We start from the raw sequence: 25,725 nt of genomic DNA, 5'->3' as shown, positions 1-25,725 counted from the left end.
GGCTACAGCACCTTGGACAGAAACGCCTTCGTGCGTTCGTGTTTCGGGTTGGACAGCACTTCGCGCGGCGGCCCGCTCTCGACGACGACCCCGCCGTCCATGAACACCAGATGGTTGGCCACCTCGCGGGCGAACCCCATCTCGTGTGTCACCACCACCATCGTCATACCCTCGGTCGCAAGCTTTTTCATCACCTCGAGCACCTCGCCGACGAGTTCGGGGTCGAGCGCCGAGGTAGGCTCGTCGAACAACATCAGCTTGGGGCTCATCGCCAGTGCGCGGGCGATCGCGACGCGTTGCTGCTGGCCACCGGACAACTGCGCGGGATAGGCGTCGGCCTTCGCGGACAGGCCCACCTGGTCGAGCAGGTCGCGGGCGCGGGCGATCGCCTCATCCTTCTTGACGCGTTTGACGTGGATGGGCGCCTCGACGATGTTCTCGAGCGCCGTGCGGTGCGGAAACAGGTTGAAGTGCTGGAACACCATGCCGATGTCGCGGCGCTGACGGGCGGCTTCCCGCGGCGGCATCTCATGAAGCTTGTTGCCCCGCTGGCGGTATCCGATCAACTCGCCGTCCACATACAGGCGCCCCGCGTTGACCTGTTCGAGATGGTTGATGCACCGCAGGAACGTCGACTTGCCCGAGCCCGACGGTCCCACCATGCACAGCACCTCGCCGCGTCCGATCTCGAGCGTGACGCCCTTGAGCACCTGCAGCGCACCGAAGTTCTTGCAGACGGCCTCGGCCTTGACCATCGGTGTCACGGGTGGGCCTCTCCCAGCGTCTGCGCCTTGGCCAGCGCCTCGAGTTGTTTGGTGGTGAGCTTGCGCGAGGCGCCACGCGAGTAATATCGCTCGAGGTAGTACTGACCGACCATGAGCACGCTGGTGATCGCCAGGTACCACGTCGCGGCGACCAGTAGCAACGGAACGGGTTCGAAGATGCGCGCGGCGATCTCACGCGACGTGATGCCGTACAGGTCCAGCGTGAACGGCACCGCGGTCACCAGCGAGGTGGTCTTGAGCATGCTGATCACCTCGTTGCCGGTCGGTGGGATGATCACCCGCATCGCCTGCGGAAGGACGGTGCGCCGCATCGTCATCCCCCACGACATGCCCAGCGCTGTCGACGCCTCCGCCTGGCCTTCGGGCACGGAACTGATTCCCGCGCGGATGATCTCGGCCATGTACGCGGCCTCGTTGAGCGCAAGGCCGAGAATCGCCAGCAGGAACGGGATCGACAGCGACTGCAGGTTCACCTGCAGCAGCGAGGGCCCGAACGGCACGCCCAGCTGAATGTTCTGGTAGATCGTCGGCAAGAGCCCCCAGAAGACCAGCTGCACATACACCGGGGTGCCGCGGAAAATCCACAGATACACCCACGCAACGGCTTTCAACACCGGGTTCGGCGATAGCCGCATCACCGCGAGCAGCACACCGAGCGCGATGGCGAGCACCATCGAATAGATGGTCAGTTGCAGCGTGTTGAGGACACCGACCTTCAACACCCGCTCGTTGAACAAGTACTCCCAGTACGTCGACCAGCGGTAGGACTGGTTGGTCGCCGCGCCGTAGAGGAACAGGGCGACGAGAATGACGATGACGACCGCCGCCACCCATCGCCACGGATGGCGCAGGGGCACCGCGTCGATTGCAGCCGGGGCTACGGGTGACGGCGTGTCGACATCGGTCATGGATCGTCCTTACGAGACGGCGCCGTTGAGGACTGGCTTGTCGATCATCCCGTTCTCGACGCCCCAGTTAGCGGCGATTTCGCGGTATGTGCCCTCGTTGATCAAATGCTCGAGCGCCTTCTGCAGCGACTGGGCGAGCGCCGACCCCTTCTGCACCGGCCAGCCGTACGGCGCCGAGTCGAAGATGTCACCGGCGGGTTCTAGTTTTCCGTTGCTCTGCTTGATCGCGTACGAGGTCACCGGCGAATCCGCCGACATCGCGTCGACCTGGCCGAGCACCACCGCGTTGGTGGCGGCGTCCTGCCCGTCGAACGGAACGATCTCGATCGGCGGGTTGCCGGCATCGATGCACGCCTTATTCTTCGCCGGAAGTTCCTCGGCCTCTTGTGTGGTGGTGGCCTGCACCGCGACCTTCTTGCCGCATGCGTTGTTCGGGTCGATCTGCGAACCCGGCCGCTGGGCCCACATCGTGCCCGCGTTGAAGTAGGTGACGAAATCGACCGTCTTCTCACGTTCCTTGGTGTCGGTGAACGACGACATCCCGACGTTGTAGGTGCCACCCTGAATTGACGGGATGATCTTCGCGAAATCCGATTCCCGGTATTCGGGCGTCAACCCGAGCGTGGCCGCGATCGCGTTCATCAGATCGACGTCGAAGCCGACGATCTTTCCGCTGGGATCCTTGAATTCGTTGGGGGCGTAGGGAATGTTGACGCCGATGACCAGCTTCCCGGACGATTTGATGGCCTCCGGAACGGTGTTGGCGATCTCGTCGACCTTGGCCGCCGAGACGGTCGCCGGTGCGCTGGTGGAATCACCACCGCCGCCGCCTCCTTCGCCGCTGGCGCAGCCGGACAACGCCAGCACACCGGACGCGGCGAATACGACTGCGAAGCGCCAGAATCTACCTCGACGGTTGTGACAGTCACCGAACACGGATGCCCCTACTTTCTACGTCGTGGAACCGGTACCGAGCACTGGTAACGGAACAGTAGTAGAGAGCACACGCCGCGGCAGGGGAACCAAACGCGTGCTTGGGTGGCGACTCGGGGACTGAGGGTCGAATCGATACCGAAATGCGACGATCCCTTCCGTTCAGCTATGCCACACTGCGCCAATGACAAGCACCGCCACGCCCAGCTTGCTGCGGCATCTTTGGAAAACGACCCTGGTCTCCGGACTCCTCGCGGTAGCGCTCGGCGTAGCCGTCTGGTTGTGGCCGGGTAAGACCATCGTGATCGCGGCGATCTTCTTCGGCGCTTACCTGCTGGTTGCCGGCATCGCGCAGGTGATCTTCGCGTTCAGTCTCCATGTCTCGGCCGGCGGCCGGGTCCTGCTGTTCATCTCCGGCGCCGCGGCCCTGATCCTCGCCGTGCTGTGCTTCCGCAGCCTGCAGGAGTCGATCCTGCTGCTGGCGATCTGGATCGGCATCGGCTTCATCTTCCGTGGTGTCGCCACAGCGGTGTCGGCGATCAGCGATCCGACGCTGCCCGGCCGCGCATGGGAGATCTTCGTCGGCGTGGTCAGCCTGATCGCGGGCGTCATCATGCTCGCGGCCCCGTTCGAGTCGCTGGCGATTTTGACCGTTGTGGCCGGCATCTCGCTGATCGTGATCGGCGTCTTCGAGATCGTGACGGCGTTCGGCATCCGCAAGGCGTCCAAGGATCTCGGCACCGCCGGATCGACCCCTTCACCTGCGACTGAAGAGTCGGTGAGCTAACCCACACTGACGTCTACTACACCCTGTCGTAGGCTGGTGCCACAGCCACGGGAGTAGGTGAGATGGACGCGCTCGATGTGTCGCGGTGGCAGTTCGGAATCACCACCGTCTACCACTTCATCTTCGTTCCGCTGACCATCGGGCTGGCACCGCTGATCGCGGTCATGCAGACCGCGTGGGTGCTCACCGGCAACACGTCCTGGTACCGCCTCACCCGCTTCTTCGGCAAGCTGTTCCTGATCAACTTCGCCCTGGGCGTGGCCACCGGCATCGTCCAGGAGTTCCAGTTCGGCATGAACTGGAGCGAGTACTCGCGGTTCGTCGGGGACGTCTTCGGCGCGCCGCTGGCGATGGAGGGCCTGGCCGCCTTCTTTTTCGAGTCGACATTCCTCGGCTTGTGGATCTTCGGCTGGACCCGGCTCCCCCGACTCGTCCATCTCGCCTGCATCTGGGTGGTCGCCATCGCGGTGAACCTGTCGGCGTTCTTCATCATCGCCGCGAACTCGTGGATGCAGCATCCCGTCGGCGCCCGGTTCAACCCGGAGACCGGTCGCGCGGAGTTGACCAGCATCGTCGCGCTGTTCACGAACAACACGGCGTTGGCCGCATTCACCCATGCGGTCTTCGGGGCGTTCCTCACCGCAGGGACGTTCGTCGCCGGCGTGTGCGTCTGGTGGATGGTCCGCGCGCGTAACGACGATCGTGACGACGCGCAGACCATGTTCCGGCCCGCCGCGGTCTTGGGGTGCATCGTCGTGCTGGCGGCCACGCTCGGCCTCGTCGCCTCCGGCGACGTCCAGGGCAAGCTCATGTTCGAGCAGCAGCCGATGAAGATGGCGTCGGCAGAATCCTTGTGCCACACCGCAACCGATCCGGACTTCTCCATCCTGACGGTCGGCACCCACAACAACTGCGACAGCGTCGTCCATCTCATCGACGTCCCCTACGTGCTGCCGTTCCTGGCCAAGGGCGAGTTCGAGGGGGTGCGCCTCGAAGGCGTCAAAGACCTTCAGAGCCAGTACGCGGAGAAGTTCGGGCCCGGCGACTACCGGCCGAACCTCTTCGTGACGTACTGGTCCTTCCGCGCCATGATCGGCCTACTCGCCGTGCCGGTGCTGTTCTCGGTCGCGGTGCTGTGGTTGACACGCCGCCGCCGGATTCCCCGCACTCGCTGGCTTTCCCGCTTCGCGCTTGTCGCGATGCCCGCACCGTTCTTGGCCAACAGCGCCGGGTGGGTGTTCACCGAGATGGGCCGTCAGCCCTGGGTCGTCGTGCCCAATCCGACCGGTGACCCTCTGATCCGGTTGACCGTCGCCCAGGGGGTCTCCGGACACTCGGTCGGCATGGTCGTTCTCTCACTGGTCGCGTTCACGCTGGTGTATGCGATGCTCGCGGTCATTTGGTTCTGGCTCATCGGCCGGTACACCGTCGAAGGGCCACAAGAACACGACTCGGAGCCCGCCGCCCCGCCGCCGCCCGGCAGTGACGAGGTGGCTCCGTTGTCGTTCGCGTACTGAGGAGCTGGTGGCAATGGCGCTACAAGAGCTGTGGTTCGTGGTGATGGCGGGGCTCTTCCTCGGGTTCTTCGTTCTCGAGGGATTCGACTTCGGCGTCGGGATGCTGATGGGGATGTTGGGCCGCGGTGCGGGCGAAGACTCCGAGCGGCGCCGACGCGCGGTGCTCAACACCATCGGTCCGGTCTGGGACGGCAACGAGGTGTGGCTGATCACCGCCGGCGGCGCCATGTTCGCCGCCTTCCCGGACTGGTACGCGACCATGTTCTCGGGCCTGTACGTGCCCCTGCTCGTCATCCTGGTGTCGATGATCCTGCGTGTCGTGGCGATCGAGTGGCGCGGCAAGGTCGACGACCCCGGTTGGCGCCGATGGGCAGACATGGGGATCGCCGCCGGGTCGTGGGTGCCCGCGGTGCTGTGGGGCGTCGCGTTCGCCGCACTGGTGCGCGGGCTTCCGATCGACGCCGACAAGCGGCTGGAGGCCTCGATCGGCGACCTGCTCAACGGCTACACATTGCTCGGCGGCGTCACCACGGCCGGACTGTTCCTGTTCCACGGTGCCGTGTTCGTGGCCTTGAAAACCGATGGCGCAGTGCGTGAAGAGGCTCTGCGGTTCGCCGGCCGGGTGGCGTTGCCGGTGACGGCGGCCCTGGCGTCGTTCGGGCTGTGGACACAGCTCGAGCACGGTAAGGACTGGACGTGGATCGTGCTTGCCGTCGCCGGTCTGGCGCAGCTGGCGGCCACCGTGCGGGTGTGGCGTGGTGTAGGAGAAGGTTGGGCATTCGCGTACACGACGCTGGCCGTCGCGGCAGTCGTCATTCTGCTCTTCGGCGTGCTCTACCCCAACCTGATGCCGTCGACGGTCGACCCGGCCTACAGCCTCACGATCGACAACGCCGCGTCGAGCCCGTACACGCTGACGATCATGAGCTGGGCTGCACTGGTGTTCGCGCCGCTGGTACTGCTGTACCAGGGCTGGACGTATTGGGTGTTCCGTCAACGTATCTCGGCTGACCGGATACCCGAGCCAGTGGGATTGTCGCGGCGCAGGCCATGAACCTGTGGCGGACCTCGCAGGCGATGCGGCGCTATCTGGTCGCGTCGGTGGTGTGCGGGGTGCTCATCACCGGCGCGACGATCGGCGCCGCGGTGGTGCTCGCCGAGATCGTCGCCGGGATCATCACCGATCCCGGCTCCCGCCACCTCCGGCATTGGGCCGGTTCGCTCGCACTTCTGGTGGGGCTGTGGGCGATTCGTACCGCCGCGCACTGGCTGCAGAGCAGGCTGGCGTCGAACGGCGCCACACAGGTGATCGCCGACCTGTCCGGACAGGTTCTGCGCGCGGTGACCGCGCTGCCACCGCGGCTTCTCGCGGCCGAACGCGACACCGCCGCAGCGCTGATCACCCGTGGACTCGACGGCCTGCGACCGTTCCTGACGGCGTATCTGCCCGCGGTGTTCCTCGCCGGCATTCTCACCCCGGCCGCCGTGCTGGTGATCGCCGCGGTCGACTGGCGCTCGGCGCTCATCGTTCTGATCGCGCTACCGCTGATCCCGATCTTCATGGTGCTGATCGGGCTGCTGACCAAGGAACGCTCCGAGGCCGCCCTGGCGGCGATGAGCACGCTGCAGTCGCGGATGCTCGACCTGGTGGCGGGCATCCCGACGCTGCGCGCGTTGGGCCGCCTGGAGGGATCCGTCACCCGCATCACCGAACTGGCTGCCGCGCATCGGCGTTCGACAATGGCCACGCTGCGGATGGCCTTCCTGTCGGCGCTCGTCCTTGAGCTGCTGGCCACCTTGGGCGTCGCACTGGTCGCCGTCGGCATCGGCCTGCGACTGGTGTTCGGCGAGATGACGCTGACCGCGGGTCTGACCGCGCTGCTGCTCGCCCCCGAGGTGTTCTGGCCGCTCCGCCGGGTCGGGGTGGAGTTTCACGCCGCTCAGGACGGCAAGACGGCCGCCGACGCGGCGCTGCGGCTTCTCGATAGCGTGCCTGACCACCGCGCGGGTACCCGCGTCGTGCGCGCAACGCGGGTCACCATCCACCTCGAGGCGCTCGACGCGGACGCACAGCCAGGGCGGGTGACGGTGCTGACCGGTCCCAACGGTGCCGGGAAATCCACGCTGCTGCACACGATCCTCGGCCTACACCCCGGTGACGTGTCGATCAACGGAGTCGATGTCGGCGACCTCGACCTGCCATCGTGGTGGACCCAGGTCGCCTGGTTGCCGCATCGCCCGATGCTGGTGCCGGGCAGCGTCCGCGAGAACCTCGAACTGTTCGGGCCCATACCCGACCTCGACGAGGCCTGCCGCGCAACCGGATTCGACGAGGTGCTCAGGACGCTGCCCGACGGCCTGGACACCGAGCTCGGCCGAGACGGTACGGGCCTGTCGCTCGGCCAGCGCCAACGGCTCGGGTTGACGCGGGCGCTGGGCGTCTCGGCGCCGGTGCTGCTGCTCGACGAGCCGACGTCCCACCTCGATGCGACGATGGAAGCCCGCGTCCTCGACACGATCGTCGATCGGGCGCGCGCCGGCGCGACGGTGGTGGTCGTCGGGCACCGCGCCCCGGTGCGCGCGATCGGTGACCGAGTCCTGTCCGTGGGGGAGCTCGTCGATGCGTGAGTTGCTGAGGGTTCGGCTGGGGCGGCTGTCGCTCGCGGTGCTGCTCGGGGTGCTGTCACTGGGCAGCGCGCTGGCGCTGGCCGCGATCTCGGCGTGGCTGATCACGCGGGCATGGCAGATGCCTCCCGTGCTCGACCTCACCGTCGCGGTGGTGGCCGTGCGCGCGCTCGGCATCTCTCGCGGCGTCCTCGGTTATTGCCAGCGGCTGGCGGCACATGACACGGCGCTGCGGTCGGCGGCGGACACCCGAGAGTCGCTTTACCGACGACTGGCGGACGCGCCTGCCGACACCGCGATGAGGATGCCCAGCGGCGAGCTGGTGGCCCGGATCGGCGCATCGGTCGACGACCTCGCCGACGTCCTGGTGCGGGCGGTGCTGCCGATCGCCGTCGCCGCCGTGTTGGGAGCGGCGGCCGTGGTCGGGATCGCTCTGATCTCTCTTGAAGCGGCGGTCGTGCTGGCGTTGTGCCTACTGATCGCGGGCGTCATCGCCCCCGCGCTGGCCGCCCGCGCCGCCGAAGCGACCGAAGAGGCTGCGACGCAGCATCATTCGGGGCGTGACGTGGCGGTGATGCGTGCCCTCGAGCATGCGCCGGAGCTCCGTGTCGGCGGCCGACTCGATGATGTGCTCGCCCAGGCCGAGCGTCGGCACCGCGACTGGGGACGGGCCACCGACCTGGCGGCGGTGCCCGCCGCGATGGCCGCCGCCGCGTCGACCGCGGCGATCGGCGCCAGCGTGCTCGGTGCCGTCGTCGCGGCGGTCGGCATCGCCGACTCGGTCCCGCCGACGACGCTCGCGGTCCTGATGCTGTTGCCGCTGTCGGCGTTCGAGGCCAGCGCCGCACTGCCCGCGGCAGCGGTGCAGCTCACCCGGTCGCGCATCGCCGCTCGCCGGCTCACCGAGATCACCGATCCGATCGCTTCAAGGCGTCAGCGACCGGCCGTCCCGGAGGTGTCGCCGGCAGCCGGCGATCGACTGGCGATCGTCGGCCCGAGCGGGTCGGGCAAGACGACGATGTTGGTGTCGATCGCCGAAAGCGATCCCACCGCGGTCTTTCTCGCCGAGGACGCCCACCTTTTCGCCACCACGGTGCGCGACAACATGTTGGTGGCACGCGGTGATGCGAGCGACGACGAGATTCGGGCCGCATTGCGGCGGGTCGGTCTCGGTGACTGGCTCGATGGGCTACCGGAGGGCTTGGCCACCGTGCTCACCGGCGGGGCGGCCGCCGTATCGGCCGGGCAGCGCAGGCGCCTGTTGCTGGCGCGCGCGCTGCTTTGCAGGGCGCCGACGGTGTTGCTCGACGAACCCACCGAACACCTCGACGCTGCGGATTCCGACCGGATTCTCGTCGATCTGCTCACCCCTGGTCCACTGTTCGCCGCCGACCGAACGGTCGTCGTCGCCACGCACCATCTACCTGGCCAGATTGAGTGTCCTACCCTCATTCTCGCTGGTCGCGGAGTAACCTCCTCGGCATGAGCGAGCCGGAACAGCCGTCACAGCCCCCACCGCCTCCGCAGCAGCCGCCACCGCCGCCTCCGCAGCAGCCTCAGTACGGCGCCTACCCCGGCGGCTATCCGCAGGCTCCGCCGCAGGGCTACACCTACCCCCCGCCGGCGACCGCGCCGAAGAACGGCATCGGCATCGCCGCCCTGGTCGTCGCGATCATCGCGCTGCTGTCCGTCTTCGGCGGCGTCGTGCTCGGCGTCGTCGCCGTGATCCTCGGCTTCATCGGATGGAACAGGGCCAAACGCGGTGAGGCCACCAACGGCGGCGTCGCCATGGCCGGCATCGTGCTCGGGATTCTGAGCATCATCGAGGCCATCGTGGTCATCTGGCTCGCCGTCTGGGGTTTCAACGAGGTCGGCGGCTCCGACTACATCGATTGCATCTCGCGCGCGGGCAATGACCAGGACGCGGTACAACAGTGCTCCGAGCAGTTTCAGCAGCGCGTGGAGGACCAGTTCGACGTCACGCTGACACCGACGCCGTAATCAACGCGGCGGGAAGTACTTGACGATCCCTTCTTGCACCACGGTGGCGACCGGCTGACCGGACCGGTCGAAGAAATGGCCGGTGCCCAGGCCGCGGGAGTCCGCTGCCACGGGTGAAGTCGTGGAGTACAGCAGCCATTCGTCGAAGCGCACGGGCCGGTGGAACCACACGGAGTGGTTGGTGGTGACCGCGAAGATCCGGTCGTAGCCCCAGGACAAGCCGTGTGTGGTGATGATCGAGTCGAGCACGGTGGTGTCCGACGAGTAGACCAGTGCGGCGGCGTGCAGCACCGGGTCCTCGGGCATCTGGCCGAGCGCCTTCATCCACACCCGGTTGTGCGGCAGTTTTTCGCCCTTGTCGCGCATCACCCAGCTCGGATCGTTGGTATAGCGCCACTCGATCGGCCGTAAGGCGTTGACGAAGTGCGGGACGACGTCCTCGTAGCCGCGCAGCAGGTCGTCCACCGGCGGCAGCGACTCCGGGTCCGGTAGGTCCGGTGGCGTGATCGCGTGCTCGAGGCTGCGGCCGCCGGCCAGGAACGACACCATCGCCGTGGTCAGCAGTTCACCGTCCTGGATGACGTCGACGCGGCGGTTGGCGAAGCGGCGTTCGTCGCGGAGCCGCACCACGTGGTACTCGAGGTCCCTCTCCGGATCGCCGCCGGCAACGAAGTGAGCCGACATCGCGCTCGGCGGCGTCGGGTGGTTCAGGCTGCGCCCCGCCGCGACGAACGACTGGGCCATCATCTGTCCGCCGAAGGTTCGCACGGGGTTCTTGCTGGGGTGCGAGCCGAGGTAGATGTCGTCGGCGATCTGGCGGAGGCGGAGTATCTCGAGCAGCTCGTCGAAGTCCGCCGTCACACGTCGTCCTCGCCGATCCGGTGCACATGGATCAGGTTCGTGGATCCCACTGTGCCCGGCGGGATACCGGCGATGACGACCACCAGATCGCCGCGCTTGTAGCGGCCGAGTTCGAGCAGCGACTTGTCGACCTGGCGGATCATTCCGTCGGTGGTCTGAATGTGCGGAACGATGAACGTCTCGGTGCCCCAGCTCAGCGCGAGCTGGCTGCGCACCTCGGGCAGCGAGGTGAACGCCAGTAGCGGCAGCGGGGTGTGCAGCCGCGCGAGCCTGCGCACCGTGTCGCCCGACTGGGTGTAGGCCACGAGCGCCTTCGCGTCGAGACGCTCGCCGATGTCGCGGGCGGCATACGAGATGACCCCGCGTTTGGTGCGGGGCACGTGAGTCAGCGGCGGCGCGGCCACCGAGTTCTCTTCGACCGCATGGATGATGCGGGCCATCGTCTTGACCGTTTCGAGCGGGTACTTGCCCACCGATGTCTCGCCGGAGAGCATCACCGCGTCGGCGCCGTCGAGCACGGCGTTGGCCACGTCGGAGGCCTCGGCGCGGGTGGGTCGCGAGTTCTCGATCATCGACTCCAGCATCTGCGTCGCGACGATGACGGGTTTCGCGTTCTCCCTTGCCATTTGGATCGCGCGCTTCTGCACCAGCGGGACTTCTTCGAGCGGCAGCTCCACGCCGAGGTCGCCGCGGGCGACCATGATGGCGTCGAACGCCAGCACGACGGCCTCGAGATTGTCGATGGCCTCGGGCTTCTCGAGTTTGGCGATGACGGGCACCCGGCGTCCGACCCGGTCCATCACCTCGTGCACGAGTTCGATGTCGGCCGGTGACCGGACGAACGACAGCGCGACGAAGTCGACGCCGAGGCGCAGCGCGAACTCCAGATCGTCGACATCCTTCTCGGACAATGCGGGCGCCGAGACGTTCATCCCGGGTAACGACATGCCCTTGTTGTTGCTGACCGGACCGCCCTCGGTGACGGTGCAGATGACGTCGTTGCCCTCGATGCGCTCGACGACCAGGCCCACGTTGCCGTCGTCGACGAGAACCCGGTCCCCCGGCGCGGCGTCCTCGACGAGGCGCTTGTAGGTGGTCGAGACGCGGTCCGCGGTGCCCTCGATGTCGTCGACGGTGATGCGGACCGTCTCTCCGGTGGCCCAGAAGGTGGGACCGTCCTTGAACCGGCCGAGCCGGATCTTGGGGCCCTGAAGGTCGGCGAGAATGCCGACCGCCCGACCGGTGGCGTCTGACGCGGACCGGACCCGTTTGTAGGTGGCTTCGTGATCGGGATAGTCGCCGTGACTGAAGTTGAGCCGTGCGACGTCCATTCCGGCCGCCACCAGCGCACGAACGGCGTCATCGGTCGCGGTGGCCGGACCGAGGGTGCAGACGATCTTCCCGCGTCTATTCACGACACTCGAGCATAGTCGTTATCGATTCAGACGACGGCCAGCGGAAGAGCGCCCGGAATCACCGGGGCCGGCAGATCCGACTCCCCCATCAGGTACGTGTCGACCGCGTGCGCCGCGCTGCGGCCCTCCGCGATCGCCCAGACGATCAAAGACGCACCGCGGTGCGCGTCGCCGCAGACGAACACGCCGGGCGCGTCGGTCTGCCAGTCCGAGCCGCACGGCAGCGCGCCACGCCCGTTGAGGGTCAACCCCAATTCGTCGAGCAGCGGCATGCGCTCGACGCCCTCGAAACCGATGGCCAACAGCGCGAGCTCACAGGGGATCTCCATCGGTTCCCCGACTGGAGTGATGACGCGGCGACCGTCGGCATCGCGTTCGACCTTGACCTCGGCGATCTCCAGCGCGCGGAGGTGACCGGTATCGTCGCCGAGGAAACGCTGGACGGCGACCTCGTAGCGCCGGTGACCGCCCTCGGCGTGTGCGGGTGAGAGCCGGGTGCGCAGCACGAGCGGCCATGTCGGCCACGGTGTGCGTGAGTCGTCGCGGGTCTCGGGCGGTTCGGGGTTGTAGTCGAGCTGGGTCACCGACAGCGCGCCCTGCCGATGCGCGGTGCCGAGGCAGTCGGCGCCGGTGTCACCGCCGCCGATGATCACGACGCGCTTGCCCTCGGCGCTGATCGCGCTGGGCCCGTCGCCCTCGCATTCCTTGTTGGCGGGCACCAGGTGCTCCATCGCGAGGTGGACACCCTTGAGGTGACGGCCCTCGACCTCGTTGTCGCGCGCACGCAGCGCACCGACGGCCAGCACGACGGCGTCGTACTGCGCGCGGAGCTGTTCGACGGACACGTCGACGCCCACCTCGGTCTCGGTGACGAAACGCGTTCCCTCCGCGCGCATCTGGGCCAAGCGCTGATCCAGCGTCGCCTTCTCGAGCTTGTATTCCGGAATGCCGTAGCGCATCAGACCACCGATGCGGTCGTCGCGCTCGTAGACCGTGACCTCGTGGCCGGCGCGGGTGAGCTGTTGTGCCGCAGCCAATCCCGCCGGTCCGGAGCCGACGATCGCGACGCGCTTACCGGACGCGATGGCGGCGGGCTGCGGTTCGACCTTGCCGTTGAGCCATGCGCGGTCGGCGATCGTCTGCTCGATGCGCTTGATCGTGACGCTGCCGCCGGTCTGCTCCTCGGAGATCGACAGGACGCACGCGGCCTCACACGGCGCCGGGCACAGCCGGCCGGTGAACTCCGGGAAGTTGTTGGTGGCGTGCAGGCGGTCGCTGGCCGCGTCCCATCGGCCGCGGCGCACCAGGTCGTTCCACTCGGGGATCAGGTTGCCGAGCGGGCAGCCGGCGGTTCCGGAGTGGCAGAACGGAATTCCGCAGTCCATGCACCGCCGGGCCTGCTGGGCCACCTCCGCGGCGCGACGGTTCGGGTCCTGCTGTTCGTAGACCTCACGCCAGTCGCCGACGCGTTCGTCGACGGGCCGCTTGGCCGCCTCGACCTTCGGAACTCGCAGGAATCCGGTGGGATCAGCCACGGCTGGCCTCCATGATCGCAGTGTCGACGTCGCGCCCCTCCCGCTTGGCGGTGAGCGTGGCTTCCAGGACGCGCTGGTAGTCGCGGGGCATGATCTTGGTGAACTGTGTGCTGCGCCTGGGCCAGTCCGAGAGGACGGACGTGGCCAGGCTGCTGCCGGTGTACTGGGCGTGCCGGGAGATCACTTCCCGCAACCAGGCGAGATCTTCCGGATCCAGGCGTTGCAGCTCGACCATCTCTGTGTTGACCCGTCGCGGGTCCAGGCCGAGGACGAACGCGATGCCGCCGGACATGCCCGCGGCCATGTTGCGACCGGTCTTGCCGAGGACCACCACGCGGCCTCCGGTCATGTATTCGCAGGCGTGGTCGCCGACGCCCTCGACGACGGTCAGCGCACCGGAGTTGCGGGCGGCGAAGCGTTCTCCGGCACGACCACGCAGGTAGACCTCACCGGACGTCGCGCCGAACAGCAGGGTGTTGCCGGCGATCACGTTGTCCTCGGCGAGGAACAACACGTCGTCGGGCGGTCGCACGACGATACGGCCGCCGGACAACCCCTTTCCGACGTAGTCGTTGGCGTCGCCGACGAGTTCCAGCGTGACGCCGGGCGGCAGGAAGGCACCGAGCGACTGGCCGGCGGAACCGCTCAGAGCGATGTGGATGGTGCCGTCGGGCAGTCCCTGGGCGCCGTAGCGGCGGGTCACCTCGGAGCCCAGCAGCGTGCCGACGGTCCGGTTGACGTTGCGGATGGGCAGTTCGAGGCGGACCGGATGGGCGTCCTCGAGCGCGCCCTCGGCGAGCTGGATGAGCGTCTGGTCCAGCGCCTGGTCCAGCGCGTGGTACTGCTCACGGATCTTGCGCCGCGGCGTGGCTTCGCCGGTGTGCCCGTCCGGCGGCACCGCGAAGATCGGCGACAGGTCGAGGCCCTGGCTCTTCCAGTGCGCGACACCCTTGTCGGTGTCCAGCAGCTCCGCGTGCCCGATCATCTCGTCCAGGCTGCGGAACCCGAGCTCCGCCAAATATTTACGGATGTCCTCGGCGATGAAGCGGAAGAAGTTCTCGACGAACTCGGGCTTACCGGTGAATCGGGCGCGCAGTTCCGGGTTCTGGGTGGCGACGCCGACCGGACAGGTGTCGAGGTGGCAGACGCGCATCATGATGCAGCCCGAGACGATCAGCGGCGCGGTGGCGAAGCCGTACTCTTCGGCGCCGAGCAGCGCGGCGACGATGACGTCGCGCGCGGTGCGCATTCCGCCGTCGCACTGCACGGTGATGCGGTCGCGTAACCCGTTGAGCATCAACGTCTGTTGCGTCTCGGCGAGCCCGATCTCCCACGGCACACCGGCGTGCTTGAGGCTGGTCAACGGTGCCGCGCCGGTACCGCCGTCGTAACCGGAGATCAGCACGACGTCGGCGTGGGCCTTGGACACACCGGCGGCGACCGTGCCGACGCCGACGCTGCTGACCAGCTTGACGTGGATGCGGGCCTGGTCGTTGGCGTTCTTCAGGTCATGGATCAGCTGGGCCAGATCCTCGATGGAGTAGATGTCGTGGTGGGGTGGCGGCGAGATGAGGCCGACTCCTGGCGTGGAGTGCCGCGTCTTGGCGATGCTCGGGTACACCTTGAAGCCCGGAAGTTGGCCGCCCTCACCGGGTTTCGCGCCCTGTGCCATCTTGATCTGGATGTCCGTGGCGTTCACCAGGTAGTCGCTGGTGACGCCGAAGCGGCCGGAGGCGACCTGTTTGACAGCGCTGCGCCGCTTGGGGTCGTAGAGCCGGTCGGTGTCCTCGCCGCCCTCCCCCGAGTTCGAGCGGCCGCCGAGGTTGTTCATCGCGATCGCCATCGTCTCGTGCGCCTCGGCCGAGATCGAGCCGTAGCTCATCGCGCCCGTGTTGAAGCGCTTGACGATCTCTTCGACGGGCTCGACTTCATCGAGGGGCACCGGCGGCCTGACCTTTTTGAAGTCGAACATGCCTCGCAGGGTTCCGCCTTCGCGAGAGAGGCGGTCCACCTCGTCGGTGTAGCGCTGGAAGACGTCTTGGCGGGCGGTGCGGGTCGAATGCTGCAGCAGGAACACCACTTCGGGGGTGAACAGGTGCAGTTCGCCTTCCCGGCGGAATGCGTATTCGCCGCCGACCTCGAGACGCCGGTGGACGCGCTCGGTCGGGTTCTCGGGGTAGGCCCGGCGGTGGCGTTGTTTGACCTCCTCGGCGATGACGTCGAGGCCGACGCCGCCGAGTTGGCTCGGCGTGCCGGTGAAGTACTCGTCGATGACGGCCTTGTCGATGCCGACGGCCTCGAAGACCTGCGCGGCGGTGTAGGAGGCGACGGTGGAGATGCCCATCTTGCTCATCACCTTCATCACGCCCTTGCCGAGAGCCTTGCAGTAGTTGCGCACGGCGGCGGCGGGTTCGATGCCGGTCAGCTCACCTTCCCGGACAAGGTCTTCGATCGACTCGAATGCGAGGTACGGGTTGACCGCGGCGGCGCCGAAGCCGATGAGCATCGCGATGTGGTGCACCTCGCGGGCGTCGCCGCTCTCGACAACGAGCGCAACCGTGGTGCGTTCTTTGGTGCGCACGAGGTGGTGGTGCACGGCCGAGACGGCCAGCAGCGATGGGATTGGGGCGCGCCTGTGGTCGGAGTCGCGATCGGAGATGACAAGGGTGCGAGCGCCTTTGGCGATCGCCTCGCAGGCTTTGGCGCGGAGGTCTTCGAGGGCCTCGGCGAGGCCTTCGCCACCGCGTTCGACGTCGTAGAGGGCCTTGAGCACGGTGGTGCGCAGGCCGGGGTGTTCGCCGTCGTCATTGATGTGGACGATTTTGTTGAGTTCGTCGTTATCGAGAACCGGCCAGCGGAGCACGATTTGGCGACATGACGCTGCGGACGGTTCGAGCAGGTTCTGCTCGGGTCCCATGATGCGGGCCATCGAGGTGACGATCTCCTCGCGGATGGCGTCCAGTGGCGGGTTGGTCACCTGGGCGAAGAGCTCCACGAAGTAGTCGTAGAGCAGTCGCGAGCGCTGCGAGAGCACCGCGGCGGGAGTGTCGGTGCCCATGGAGCCGAGCGGTTCCGCCCCGGAGGCGGCCATCGGTGTCAGCAGCACGCGCAGGTCTTCTTCGGTGTAACCGAAGGCGACCTGGCGCTTGACGACGTTGTCGTGGTTGGGCTGGACGCGGGTGCGGTCGGGCAGGGTGGCGATGTCGAGCAGGCCGGCGTGCAGCCATTCGCCGTAGGACTCCTGTGCCGAGAGGTTCGCCTTGATCTCGTCGTCCGAGACGATGCGGCCGGCGGCGGTGTCGACGAGGAACATCTTGCCCGGCTGCAGGCGGCCCTTGGCCACGATCTGAGCAGAGGGCACATCGAGGACGCCGCTCTCGCTCGCGAGGATGATGCGGTCGTCGATGGTGCGCCACCATCGGCCAGGGCGTAATCCGTTGCGGTCCAGCACCGCGCCGACGAGTGTGCCGTCGGTGAAGGTGACGCAGGCGGGACCGTCCCAGGGCTCCATCAGCGACGCGTGGAACTGCCAGAAGGCGCGTTCGGCGTCGTCCATGGTGGTGGCGTTCTCCCAGGCCTCCGGAATCATCATCAGGACGGCGTGGGGCAAGCTGCGGCCCCCGAGGTGCAGAAGTTCGAGCACCTCGTCGAACGAGGCGGAGTCGGAGGCGTCCGGCGTACAGATCGGGAAGACGCGGGAGAGATCGCCGGGGATGTTGGCGCTGGCGAGCATCGCCTCGCGGGCGCGCATGCGGTTGCGGTTGCCGCGGACGGTGTTGATCTCACCGTTGTGGGCGACGAAGCGAAACGGGTGCGCCAGGGGCCACGACGGGAAGGTGTTCGTCGAGAAGCGGCTGTGCACGATCGCGATCGCGCTGCGGCACCGTTCGTCGCGCAGATCTGGAAAGTATTGGGGCAGCTGCTTTGTGGTCAGCATGCCCTTGTAAGCCATGGTGCGGCTGGACAGTGACGGGAAGTAGACGCCTTCACGCTCGGCGCGTTTGCGCAACGGATAGACGCGACGGTCGAGGTTGATGCCGCCGACCTCGCTGGTCGAGGTGACGAACAGCTGCTCCATGTGCGGCATGCAGTCCAACGCCGTCGCGCCGAGGTCGGCGCCAAGAGGGTCGATCGGAAGGACGCGCCAGCCGAGGACCTTGAGCCCCTCGTCGTCGGCGATGGCCTCGACGGTTTCGCGGGCGGCGTCGCGGGCCGCGGCTTCTTGGGGCATGAAGCAGATGCCGGCGGCGAAGGTGTTGCTTCCGTCGAGGGTGGGGGCCGGGAGGTCGAAGTCGACGACGTCGCGGAGCAGTTCGACGGGCAACTGAATGAGGATGCCCGCGCCGTCACCGCTGTTGGTCTCGGCTCCTGCGGCCCCGCGATGGTCGAGGTGCTCGAGGGCCGTCAGCCCGTCGGCGACGATTGAGTGGGAGCGTCGGCCCTGGATGTCGGCGACCATGGCGACACCGCAGGAGTCCGCTTCATTGGTCGGGTCATAGAGACCCTGAGGTTCGGGGAATGCCGAGAAGAGCATCGAGAGGCACCTTCGCAGTCCGGAAGAGTTCATGTCCGGGACTGCACCGGCCCGCAGCCGATTGTATCAGTGCAGTTACGGCCTCACCCGTCGAGAACGGTCGGGACCAGCGGGAATCCGGCGAGGTTGCGCACCACTGTCCAGGTCAGGGCCGAGACGATAATCACGATGGTCATTTGTGTGTCCATGAGTGGTTTGCTTTGACGCCACCTGACCAGAAGCCAGGCCAGTAGGAGTGGAAGCCCCACGAGCAGGTAGACGTTGTCGACGACCGCTGCGGCGAGGTCGCCGTGTAGAAGGTCGTGTGTCATTCGTAGGCCGCCGCAGGCGGGGCAGTTCCAGCCGGTGATCGCCTTGAACGGGCATGCCGGGAAGACGGAGTTCTGGCGGTGTGGGTCAGCGATGCCGATATAAGTCAGTGCGCCAGCGAGTACGGCGCCGGTACCGAGCGCGCCGTACAGCTGTTTGCGGCGTGTGCCGACGCTAGGTGCCATCGCGCAGCGGGCGTCCCTGAGGATCGCGGACCTTGTCGGTGAGCAGCAGGATGGCATCGATGATGCCCCAGATGATCGCGCCGATACCGCACGTGATCAGGCCGACCAACAGCTGGGCGATGCCGAGCCCGGTGTAACCGAGGTAGATGCGGCCGATGCCGACCAGGCCGAAGAGTCCGAGCAGCTGCAGCAGGCCCGCGACCAGTTTCGACTTGTCAGAATACGGCTCGCCGGTGATGGGATGACGGCCGTAGGGAGCCAACGGATCGCTGTATACGGGCGGGTAGCCGCCAGGGGGCGGGCCGTATTCGCCGGTCGGCGGGCCGTACTCGCCGGGCGGCGGCGGATATTGCTGCTGGTAGGTCGAATCCTGTGGGGGCGGCGGAGGTGTGCTGCCATGCTCACTGCCACCGAACTGCGGCTCCGTCATGGCCCCCAGCATGCCAGACAGCGTGGTGCGGGTCAGTAAGAATTCTGTGGCCATACAGACGCACGGGGTAACCCCGGCGCTTGCGGTGCTCACGAGAACTGCCGGATACCGGCACCTCGCTCAACAGTATGTCGCTCAGGGGGATTCGCTGGGCAGCCGTGAAATGTGTTCGCGGCTCACGACGGCCGGGCGTGTCAGAACGGTGGGGGTTGGTAGTTGGCGGCCAACCAGGCTTGCCGTTGTCGATCTTCCTCGGCGATCAGTTCGGCGCGCTGGCGACGTTCGGCCTTGATCCGGTCGCGACGGTCGTCCTCGCGGGTCTGTTTGCGACGGGGCATCATCAGCGTTCGACCCGCGGCGCCGTCGGCGATATCCGATGGGACCTCGCACTCGCCCATCGGTTGTCCGAGCGCTGGAAACATGCTTGCGCCATGGGGTTCGGTACGCCATACGTGACCCGTGGGTGCGATCAACTCGATCGTGCCGTCGGCGAGCTGTCGATCGGTCCAGCCGCTCGGACCACAGAAGAATGTCTTGAGCAGGTGGTGAGTTCGACAGTAGTGCTTGGTATTCGAGGGATGCGTGGGTCCCTGCGGCCAGGGAACAGTATGGTCGACATCACAACGTTGCACCGGTTTGTCACAACCTGGCCATCGACAGGTCAGGTCCCTCCACTGCAGGAATTCGCGCAGTGCGGTGTCAGGCCTATATCCGTTGTCGGCCTTGCTATCCGGGGTATTCAGTGGCTTCAACCGCGCGGTCTTGGCCGCCTCGCGTACCGACTCGGCGGGTAACACCCCGAAGCCCTTCAGGTAGCCGGGCTTGTTGCTTGTGCCGTCGAGCGTTGCCTGCTCGGCCAGCACATGGATGACCGCCGTAGTGATGGCCGTGCGTTCTCTGGCCGCCGGGCAGTCATCTCGCCCACATTCGCAGGGCATCGTCGCTTCCAGGCGAGAGAGCGGTCCGCACGCGTCGGCGCGGCGCTGGTCCTTCGTTCTCGGGTCGTTCTCGCACACAGTGGCGGCGATTGCATCGAGCCGATTGTCCAGTGCCGCACCGTCGGTGGCGCGCAGATTGCCTGCGAGCCAGGCCATTCCCGGACACCCTGGCTCGACGTGGACATGGCGGTTGTCTTCTGCTTTGCGAGGCACCCGCACCGCCTCGGGGTCGAAACGGCCCACGAACATGTCGACACGGTCAATGAGTTTGGGAGCAGAGAGTTTCATCCACTTCTCGGCCCTCGCGGCCAGGGCCTCGTCGAGTGCGGGCATGATGTCGGGCTCGACGTTCTCGGTGCGCGACAGGATGGTGGACACCACACGGTAGTCGATCCACCCGCGCCGGAAGATCTCGGCTACGCGAGGAAGCCGTTCGTGCAACGCATTTGCCGCACGAACCTGACCGAGTGCCCGTGCGTCACTGATGTTCTGGGCCGGCGATATCTCTGCTGCCACGACGACCGCGACGTCGGTGAAGAACATCTGCGCTTCCCGATGTTCTAATACGCGCCGCGCGTAGAGTTCGGCGACCAGAGCGAGCCGGCGGCCGATGGCCGCAGATTCCTCGCGAGCCTCTTCACCCATCAGGGTGAGCAGGTCGCTACTCGAGGCGTCTTCGAACATGAGTTCGACACTACGCGGAGCCACTGACACTGTAGGTGCAGCCGAAAGTCGGCTGCGGACAACTGCGAGAAAGGTCTAGCGGTTCCGGCGGCGGCGCAACCAATTGCGCACCCGGCCGCGTCCGGAGTCGTCGGGTTGGCTTGTCTTTTCGGCTGCGGCTTCGCGCTCGGGGGTGGCCTCGTCGTCGGGGGTTATCTCGGCTTCCGGCTCATCGGGCTCAGGCTCGGTGGCTTCCGATGCCTCGTCGGTCGACTCCTCGGCCTCGGCCTCGGGGTTGGCTGATAGCTGCTCGGCGGCCTCCGCCAGTTCTTCGGCGATGGCCTCTTCCTCGGCTTCCGCGGTCTCTGGCTCGTGCGCTTCACCTGTGTCGGCGGTCTCTGCAACGGTGTCCGCTTCGGCCTCGTCGGCCAACTCCTCGGCTGCAGTCTCACCCTCGACCGCAGACTCGTGCGCCTCGGACGCATCGGCAAGGGCGTCACTGGCCTCTTCACCTTCGACAGCACCGACGCCGCCGACCTCGGCCGGTTCGCCCGCTTCCGCGTCTTCCGACGTCTCCTGGGTTGACGACTCCGCCTCAGTCTCGGCCTCGTCCGATGGCTGCTCGGCTTCGGCTTCGGCCTCATCGGCCAACTCCTCGGCCGCGGCCTCGCCCTCAACGGCGGCCTCATGCGCCTCGGACGCATCGGCAAGCTCGTCGCCCCCCTCTTCGCCTTCAACGGCGCCGACGCCGCCAAGATCGGCAGCCTCGCCCTCCTCAGCGAACTGTTCCGCCTCGACGATGTCGTCAGACGGCGCCTTCGCCACCTCGTCGGCCAGTTCCTCGGCCTCTGCGACGGCCTCGGCTTCGGGTGCCTCCGCTTCGGCCGAAACGCCGCTGGGCTCAGCCTTGGCGACGTCCTTCTGCTTACGCTTCGGCCACAACCGCATTCGGCGCTTCGCCTTCGAAGCTGCCACCGCAGCGGCCGGTGTCGCCGCCTCATCGGCCAAGTCCTCGGCGGCCGCCTCACCCTCGACGGCGGTTTCGTGTACCTCGGTGGCATCGGCCAGCGCGTCGCTGGCCTCCTCACCTTCGACAGCACCCACACCACCGAGTTCGGCGGCCTCGCCGGCTTCGGCGAACTCCTCCGCCTCGGCGATTTCCTCCGCGGGGGCCTCGTCCACGTCTTCAGCCAGGGCTTCGGCCTCGGCCACCGCCTCGGCCTCGGGCTCCTGCTCTTCCGCGGGCTCATCATCGCCTTCAGCCGCGAACTCCTCGGCCTCTTCGAGGTCGTCCGCCGGTACACCCGCCACGTCCGCGCCGAGCTCCTCCGCCGAAACGTCCTCGACTGAGATCGCCTCGTCTTCCGGCACATCCGCGGTGAGCGCCTCGGCCTTCACCGTCTCCGACTCTTCGTCGGCCGCGGCGGCCTTTGCTGCCGCGACCACACCAGTCGTCGAGGCCACCGCGGCCAATTCCTCCGTGAGCTCCTCGACCGTCGTCCGCTCCGGTTGCGCCTTGCCCTTGAGGCTGGCGGGGTCCTCTCGCCCCTTCGGCGCGGCCATGATGTACACCACCGCCCCGATGAACACGAACGTCGCTGTGAAGGAGTTGATTCGGACGCCCTCGATCAGCGTCGCATCGTCGGCCCGCAACAACTCGATCCAGAACCGGCCCACACAGTAACCCGCGACGTACAGCGCGAACAGGCGGCCGTGGCCCAGCTTGAAGCGTCGGTCGACGTAGATGAGAACCACGAAAATCAGCAGATTCCAAAGCAGTTCGTACAGGAACGTGGGGTGAACGAGGTGAACGACTTCACCGGTCGACACTCCGTTGAGGTTGTCGATCATCCCGGCCGAGTCCCGGCGCTCGTAGATCTTCAGCGCCCAGGGCAGCGTCGTATCCGCGCCCCACAGTTCCTGATTGAAGTAATTACCGAGTCGGCCGATTCCCTGCGCCAGAATGATTCCCGGCGCGATTGCATCGGCGAACGCCGGTAGCGGAATCCCCCTGCGGCGACACGCGATCCACGCGCCCACACCGCCAAGGGCGACTGCTCCCCAGATCCCCAGGCCACCGTCCCAGATGCGGAAAACGCCCGCCAGCCCGGCGCCATTGTCGCCGAAGTAGCGCCACCAGTCCGTCGCCACGTGGTACAGCCGGCCGCCAATCAATCCGAAGGGCACCGCCCACAAGGCGATGTCGTAGATGACCCCACGCTCACCACCGCGTGCTTCCCAGCGACGGTCACCGATGATCAGTGCCGCGATAATGCCGATGATGATGCACACCGCGTAAGCGCGAACGGGGACCGGACCGAGATGCCACACGCCCTGCGCCGGGCTGGGGATGGCGGCCAAGACAGTCGTCGTCACGCAGTAACCCTTCGCCTGACGCCGTCGGCGAGCTCGGCTGTCAACGCCCCGACCGCGTCGACACCGTTCTGCAGCGCCGACACCAACGCCGATCCCACGATGACCCCGTCGGCGTAGGCGCCGATCTCGGCGGCCTGCGCGCCCGAACGGACCCCGAGGCCGACGCCAACCGGAATATCCGAGACGGCCTTCACCCGGCGGACCAGTTCGGGCGCCGCGGTCGATACCGCGTCACGCGCACCGGTCACGCCCATCGTCGATGCGGCGTAGACGAATCCGCGCGACGCCTTCACCGTCATCGTCAGCCGTTCAGGCGTCGACGACGGCGCCACGAGAAAGATCCGGTCCAAGTCGTGGGTCTCCGACGCTTCCAGCCACTCGTCGGCCTCATCCGGGATCAGGTCGGGCGTGATCATCCCGAGCCCACCGACCGACGCCAGATCGCGGGCGAAAGCATCGATGCCCCATCGCAACACGACATTCCAGTACGTCATCACCACGGCTCTGCCGCCGGCGTTGCTGATCGCCTCGACCGCGGCCAGCGAGTCCCGTACGCGCACTCCCCCGCGCAGCGCGACCTCGGTCGCCGCCGCGATCGTGGGCCCGTCCATTCCGGGATCGGAATACGCGATGCCGACCTCGACCAGGTCGCACCCGCTTTCGACCAGCTTCGTCATCGCCGAAATCGAGGTCGGCACATCCGGAAATCCGGTCGGCAGATAACCGATCAGCGCGCTGCGTGCCTCGCTTCGGCAGGTCTCGAACAGAGGTGCCAGCCGACTCACGGGGCACCGTCCAACAAGCCGAACCACTTCGCCGCGGTCTCCACGTCCTTGTCGCCGCGCCCGGACAGATTCACCAGCACGATCGACCCGGGCCCGAGTTCGCGGCCCAACTGCAGAGCGCCCGCGAGACCGTGCGCCGACTCTATCGCGGGGATGATGCCCTCGGTGCGGCACAGCAACGAGAACGCGTCCATCGCCTCGGTGTCGGTGATGGGCCGGTACTCCGCGCGGCCGATGTCCTTGAGGTAGGCGTGTTCCGGCCCGACACCCGGGTAGTCCAAACCCGCTGAGATGGAGTGCGATTCGATGGTCTGACCATCCTCGTCCTGCAGCAGATACGAGAACGACCCTTGAAACGCGCCGGGTGACCCACCGGTGAAAGTCGCTGCGTGTCGGCCCGTTTCGACTCCGTCGCCCGCCGCCTCGTAACCGACGAGGCGCACGTTGGGGTCGTCGATGAATGCGTGGAAGATTCCGATCGCATTTGAACCGCCGCCCACACACGCCGTCACCGCGTCGGGCAACCGACCCGCTTGCGCCTGGATCTGCGCGCGCGCCTCCAGGCCGATGACGCGCTGAAAGTCGCGCACCATCGTCGGGAACGGATGCGGTCCGGCGGCCGTGCCGAAGCAGTAATACGTGTTGTCGGCGTTGGTGACCCAGTCGCGGAATGCCTCGTTGATCGCGTCCTTCAACGTCTTCGAACCCGCCTCGACCGACACCACCGTCGCACCCAACAGCCGCATCCGCGCCACGTTGAGCGCCTGACGCGCGGTGTCCACGGCACCCATGTAGATGATGCACTCCAGGCCGAGCAGCGCGCACGCCGTCGCGGTCGCCACGCCGTGCTGGCCCGCGCCGGTCTCGGCGATCACGCGGCTCTTGCCCATCTGCCTGGCCAACAGAGCCTGACCGAGCACGTTGTTAATCTTGTGGGATCCGGTGTGGTTGAGGTCTTCTCGCTTCAGGAAGATCCGGGCGTCGCCTGCGTGCTCGGACAGCCGCTCGGCCTCGTACAACGGGGACGGACGTCCGCTGTAGTGCCGCTGCAACCGATCCAACTCGTCGAGGAAGGTCTGATCCCCACGGGCCTTCTCATAGGCCGTGGTGACTTCTTCGATCACGGCCATCAGCGCCTCGGCGACGAATCTTCCGCCGTAGACGCCGAAGTGGCCACGCTCGTCCGGGTCGTGGGAGGTCGGCTCTGCTACGGCCGCACTGGAACGGGGCAGCTCAGGCCCGGCGAGATCGGCCACTTCTCAACGCGCGGGTTTCGGGCACGACGGATGGGTGCCTGCGGTGACCAGATCGGCAACGGCGCTGCGGGGATCACCACTGGTGACCAGTCCCTCGCCGACGAGCACCGCGTCGGCGCCGGCACCAGCGTAGGCCAGTAGATCGGCGGTGCCACGCACTCCCGATTCCGCGACGCGGATGACGTCGGTCGGAAGACCGGGGGCAATCCGTGCGAAGCAGTCGCGGTCGACGTTCAGCGTCTTGAGATCGCGTGCGTTGACACCGATTACCGTGGCGCCGGCGGACAGCGCACGGTCGGCCTCCTCCTCGGTGTGCACCTCCACGAGCGCGGTCATCCCCAGCGATTCGGTGCGCTCGAGCAGCGACTCCAGCACCGGCTGCTCCAACGCCGCAACGATGAGCAGCAACATGTCCGCACCGTGCGCGCGGGCCTCGTGAATCTGGTACGGCCGGACAATGAAGTCCTTGCGCAGCACGGGGATTGAGACGGCTGCGCGCACCGCGTCGAGATCATCGAGCGAACCGTTGAATCGACGCTGTTCGGTCAGCACGCTGATGATGCGCGCACCACCGCTCTCGTAGGCGGCCGCGAGCTCCGCGGGATCGGCGATGGGGGCCAGCTCACCACGCGACGGGCTGGCGCGCTTCACCTCGGCGATCACCGCGATGCCGGGAGCCCGCAGCGCGGCCATCACGTCGAGCGGAGGCGGCGCGTCCTTGGCTTTCGCCTTGATGTCGGCGAGTGGGATGACGGCTTCGCGGGCGGCGACATCGGCGCGGACTCCCTCGATGATCGAGTCGAGTACCGTCGCCGAACTCATGACTGCCGCTTCCCTTCCCCCGAAAACACTGAACGATCTTCAACCACGAAGGGTAGCCGC

20 protein-coding genes are annotated in these 25,725 nt (G+C 67.1%); 6 read left to right on the top strand and 14 right to left on the bottom strand.

The window, feature by feature from the left end:
* Positions 1 to 2: 2 nt before the first annotated feature.
* Genes A5650_RS12840 through A5650_RS12830 form a run of 3 tightly spaced genes read right to left on the bottom strand, consistent with a single transcriptional unit; the run spans position 3 to position 2,629 of the window.
* Positions 3 to 755 (bottom strand): amino acid ABC transporter ATP-binding protein, encoded by a 753-nt coding sequence (locus tag A5650_RS12840; protein ID WP_067291717.1) that lies wholly within the window; start codon positions 753 to 755, stop codon positions 3 to 5.
* Positions 756 to 760: 5 nt separating this feature from the next.
* Positions 761 to 1,693: an amino acid ABC transporter permease gene (locus A5650_RS12835; RefSeq protein WP_067291491.1), complete on the bottom strand. Its 933-nt coding sequence runs from the start codon at positions 1,691 to 1,693 to the stop codon at positions 761 to 763.
* Between the two features lie 9 nt (positions 1,694 to 1,702).
* Positions 1,703 to 2,629 carry an ABC transporter substrate-binding protein gene (locus A5650_RS12830; protein WP_067291488.1) on the bottom strand — a complete coding sequence of 309 codons (927 nt, stop codon included), beginning with the start codon at positions 2,627 to 2,629 and terminating at the stop codon, positions 1,703 to 1,705.
* Positions 2,630 to 2,810: 181 nt separating this feature from the next.
* Between A5650_RS12830 and A5650_RS12825 the strand changes: the two genes are divergently transcribed.
* The 6 genes from A5650_RS12825 to A5650_RS12800 all read left to right on the top strand — a co-directional run bounded on the left by A5650_RS12825 (position 2,811) and on the right by A5650_RS12800 (position 9,556).
* Positions 2,811 to 3,413: an HdeD family acid-resistance protein gene (locus A5650_RS12825; protein WP_067291485.1), complete on the top strand. Its 603-nt coding sequence runs from the start codon at positions 2,811 to 2,813 to the stop codon at positions 3,411 to 3,413.
* Between the two features lie 62 nt (positions 3,414 to 3,475).
* On the top strand, positions 3,476 to 4,930 hold the full coding sequence (locus A5650_RS12820) for a cytochrome ubiquinol oxidase subunit I (protein WP_067291481.1): 1,455 nt from the start codon (positions 3,476 to 3,478) through the stop codon (positions 4,928 to 4,930).
* Positions 4,931 to 4,943: 13 nt separating this feature from the next.
* Positions 4,944 to 5,984, top strand: a complete 1,041-nt coding sequence (cydB, locus tag A5650_RS12815; RefSeq protein ID WP_067291478.1) for a cytochrome d ubiquinol oxidase subunit II — start codon at positions 4,944 to 4,946, stop codon at positions 5,982 to 5,984.
* Between the two features lie 23 nt (positions 5,985 to 6,007).
* Positions 6,008 to 7,558, top strand: coding sequence for a thiol reductant ABC exporter subunit CydD (cydD, locus tag A5650_RS12810; RefSeq protein WP_197501860.1), 1,551 nt, complete (start codon positions 6,008 to 6,010; stop codon positions 7,556 to 7,558).
* Positions 7,551 to 9,041, top strand: a complete 1,491-nt coding sequence (locus A5650_RS12805; RefSeq protein WP_156744113.1) for an ATP-binding cassette domain-containing protein — start codon at positions 7,551 to 7,553, stop codon at positions 9,039 to 9,041. Before cydD ends, A5650_RS12805 begins: the two co-directional genes overlap by 8 nt.
* Positions 9,038 to 9,556 carry a DUF4190 domain-containing protein gene (locus tag A5650_RS12800; RefSeq protein ID WP_067291468.1) on the top strand — a complete coding sequence of 173 codons (519 nt, stop codon included), beginning with the start codon at positions 9,038 to 9,040 and terminating at the stop codon, positions 9,554 to 9,556. The genes A5650_RS12805 and A5650_RS12800 overlap by 4 nt, the downstream gene beginning before the upstream one ends.
* Here the strand turns inward: A5650_RS12800 and A5650_RS12795 are convergent, their stop codons facing one another.
* From A5650_RS12795 to trpC, 11 genes are all read right to left on the bottom strand, one after another.
* A complete protein-coding gene (locus A5650_RS12795; protein WP_067291464.1) occupies positions 9,557 to 10,417 on the bottom strand; it encodes an acyl-CoA thioesterase II in 861 nt (286 codons plus the stop codon). It abuts the gene before it with no gap.
* Complete coding sequence (gene pyk / locus A5650_RS12790; protein ID WP_067291460.1) at positions 10,414 to 11,832, bottom strand: pyruvate kinase; 1,419 nt, start codon at positions 11,830 to 11,832, stop codon at positions 10,414 to 10,416. Before pyk ends, A5650_RS12795 begins: the two co-directional genes overlap by 4 nt.
* A gap of 26 nt (positions 11,833 to 11,858) precedes the next feature.
* The gene (locus A5650_RS12785; protein WP_067291457.1) at positions 11,859 to 13,367 is read right to left on the bottom strand and encodes a glutamate synthase subunit beta; all 1,509 of its coding nucleotides are present in this window, start codon (positions 13,365 to 13,367) and stop codon (positions 11,859 to 11,861) included.
* On the bottom strand, positions 13,360 to 17,901 hold the full coding sequence (gene gltB, locus A5650_RS12780; RefSeq protein ID WP_067291453.1) for a glutamate synthase large subunit: 4,542 nt from the start codon (positions 17,899 to 17,901) through the stop codon (positions 13,360 to 13,362). Before gltB ends, A5650_RS12785 begins: the two co-directional genes overlap by 8 nt.
* An 83-nt stretch (positions 17,902 to 17,984) precedes the next feature.
* On the bottom strand, positions 17,985 to 18,395 hold the full coding sequence (locus A5650_RS12775) for a DUF2752 domain-containing protein (RefSeq protein WP_067291449.1): 411 nt from the start codon (positions 18,393 to 18,395) through the stop codon (positions 17,985 to 17,987).
* On the bottom strand, positions 18,385 to 18,825 hold the full coding sequence (locus tag A5650_RS12770) for an NINE protein (RefSeq protein ID WP_067291713.1): 441 nt from the start codon (positions 18,823 to 18,825) through the stop codon (positions 18,385 to 18,387). Before A5650_RS12770 ends, A5650_RS12775 begins: the two co-directional genes overlap by 11 nt.
* 194 nt (positions 18,826 to 19,019) lie before the next feature.
* Complete coding sequence (locus A5650_RS12765; protein WP_067291446.1) at positions 19,020 to 20,447, bottom strand: HNH endonuclease signature motif containing protein; 1,428 nt, start codon at positions 20,445 to 20,447, stop codon at positions 19,020 to 19,022.
* Positions 20,448 to 20,522: 75 nt separating this feature from the next.
* On the bottom strand, positions 20,523 to 22,802 hold the full coding sequence (gene lgt / locus A5650_RS12760) for a prolipoprotein diacylglyceryl transferase (RefSeq protein WP_067291442.1): 2,280 nt from the start codon (positions 22,800 to 22,802) through the stop codon (positions 20,523 to 20,525).
* Positions 22,799 to 23,587: a tryptophan synthase subunit alpha gene (gene trpA, locus A5650_RS12755; protein ID WP_067291439.1), complete on the bottom strand. Its 789-nt coding sequence runs from the start codon at positions 23,585 to 23,587 to the stop codon at positions 22,799 to 22,801. The genes lgt and trpA overlap by 4 nt, the downstream gene beginning before the upstream one ends.
* Complete coding sequence (gene trpB / locus A5650_RS12750) at positions 23,584 to 24,843, bottom strand: tryptophan synthase subunit beta (RefSeq protein WP_067291436.1); 1,260 nt, start codon at positions 24,841 to 24,843, stop codon at positions 23,584 to 23,586. The genes trpA and trpB overlap by 4 nt, the downstream gene beginning before the upstream one ends.
* Positions 24,844 to 24,846: 3 nt before the next feature.
* Positions 24,847 to 25,665: an indole-3-glycerol phosphate synthase TrpC gene (trpC, locus tag A5650_RS12745; RefSeq protein ID WP_067291433.1), complete on the bottom strand. Its 819-nt coding sequence runs from the start codon at positions 25,663 to 25,665 to the stop codon at positions 24,847 to 24,849.
* Between the last annotated feature and the right edge of the window lie 60 nt (positions 25,666 to 25,725).

Origin of the sequence: Mycobacterium sp. 1164985.4, from assembly GCF_001668575.1 — a bacterium.
GTDB lineage: Bacteria > Actinomycetota > Actinomycetes > Mycobacteriales > Mycobacteriaceae > Mycobacterium.
This window is presented reverse-complemented; position numbering and strand designations above follow the sequence as displayed.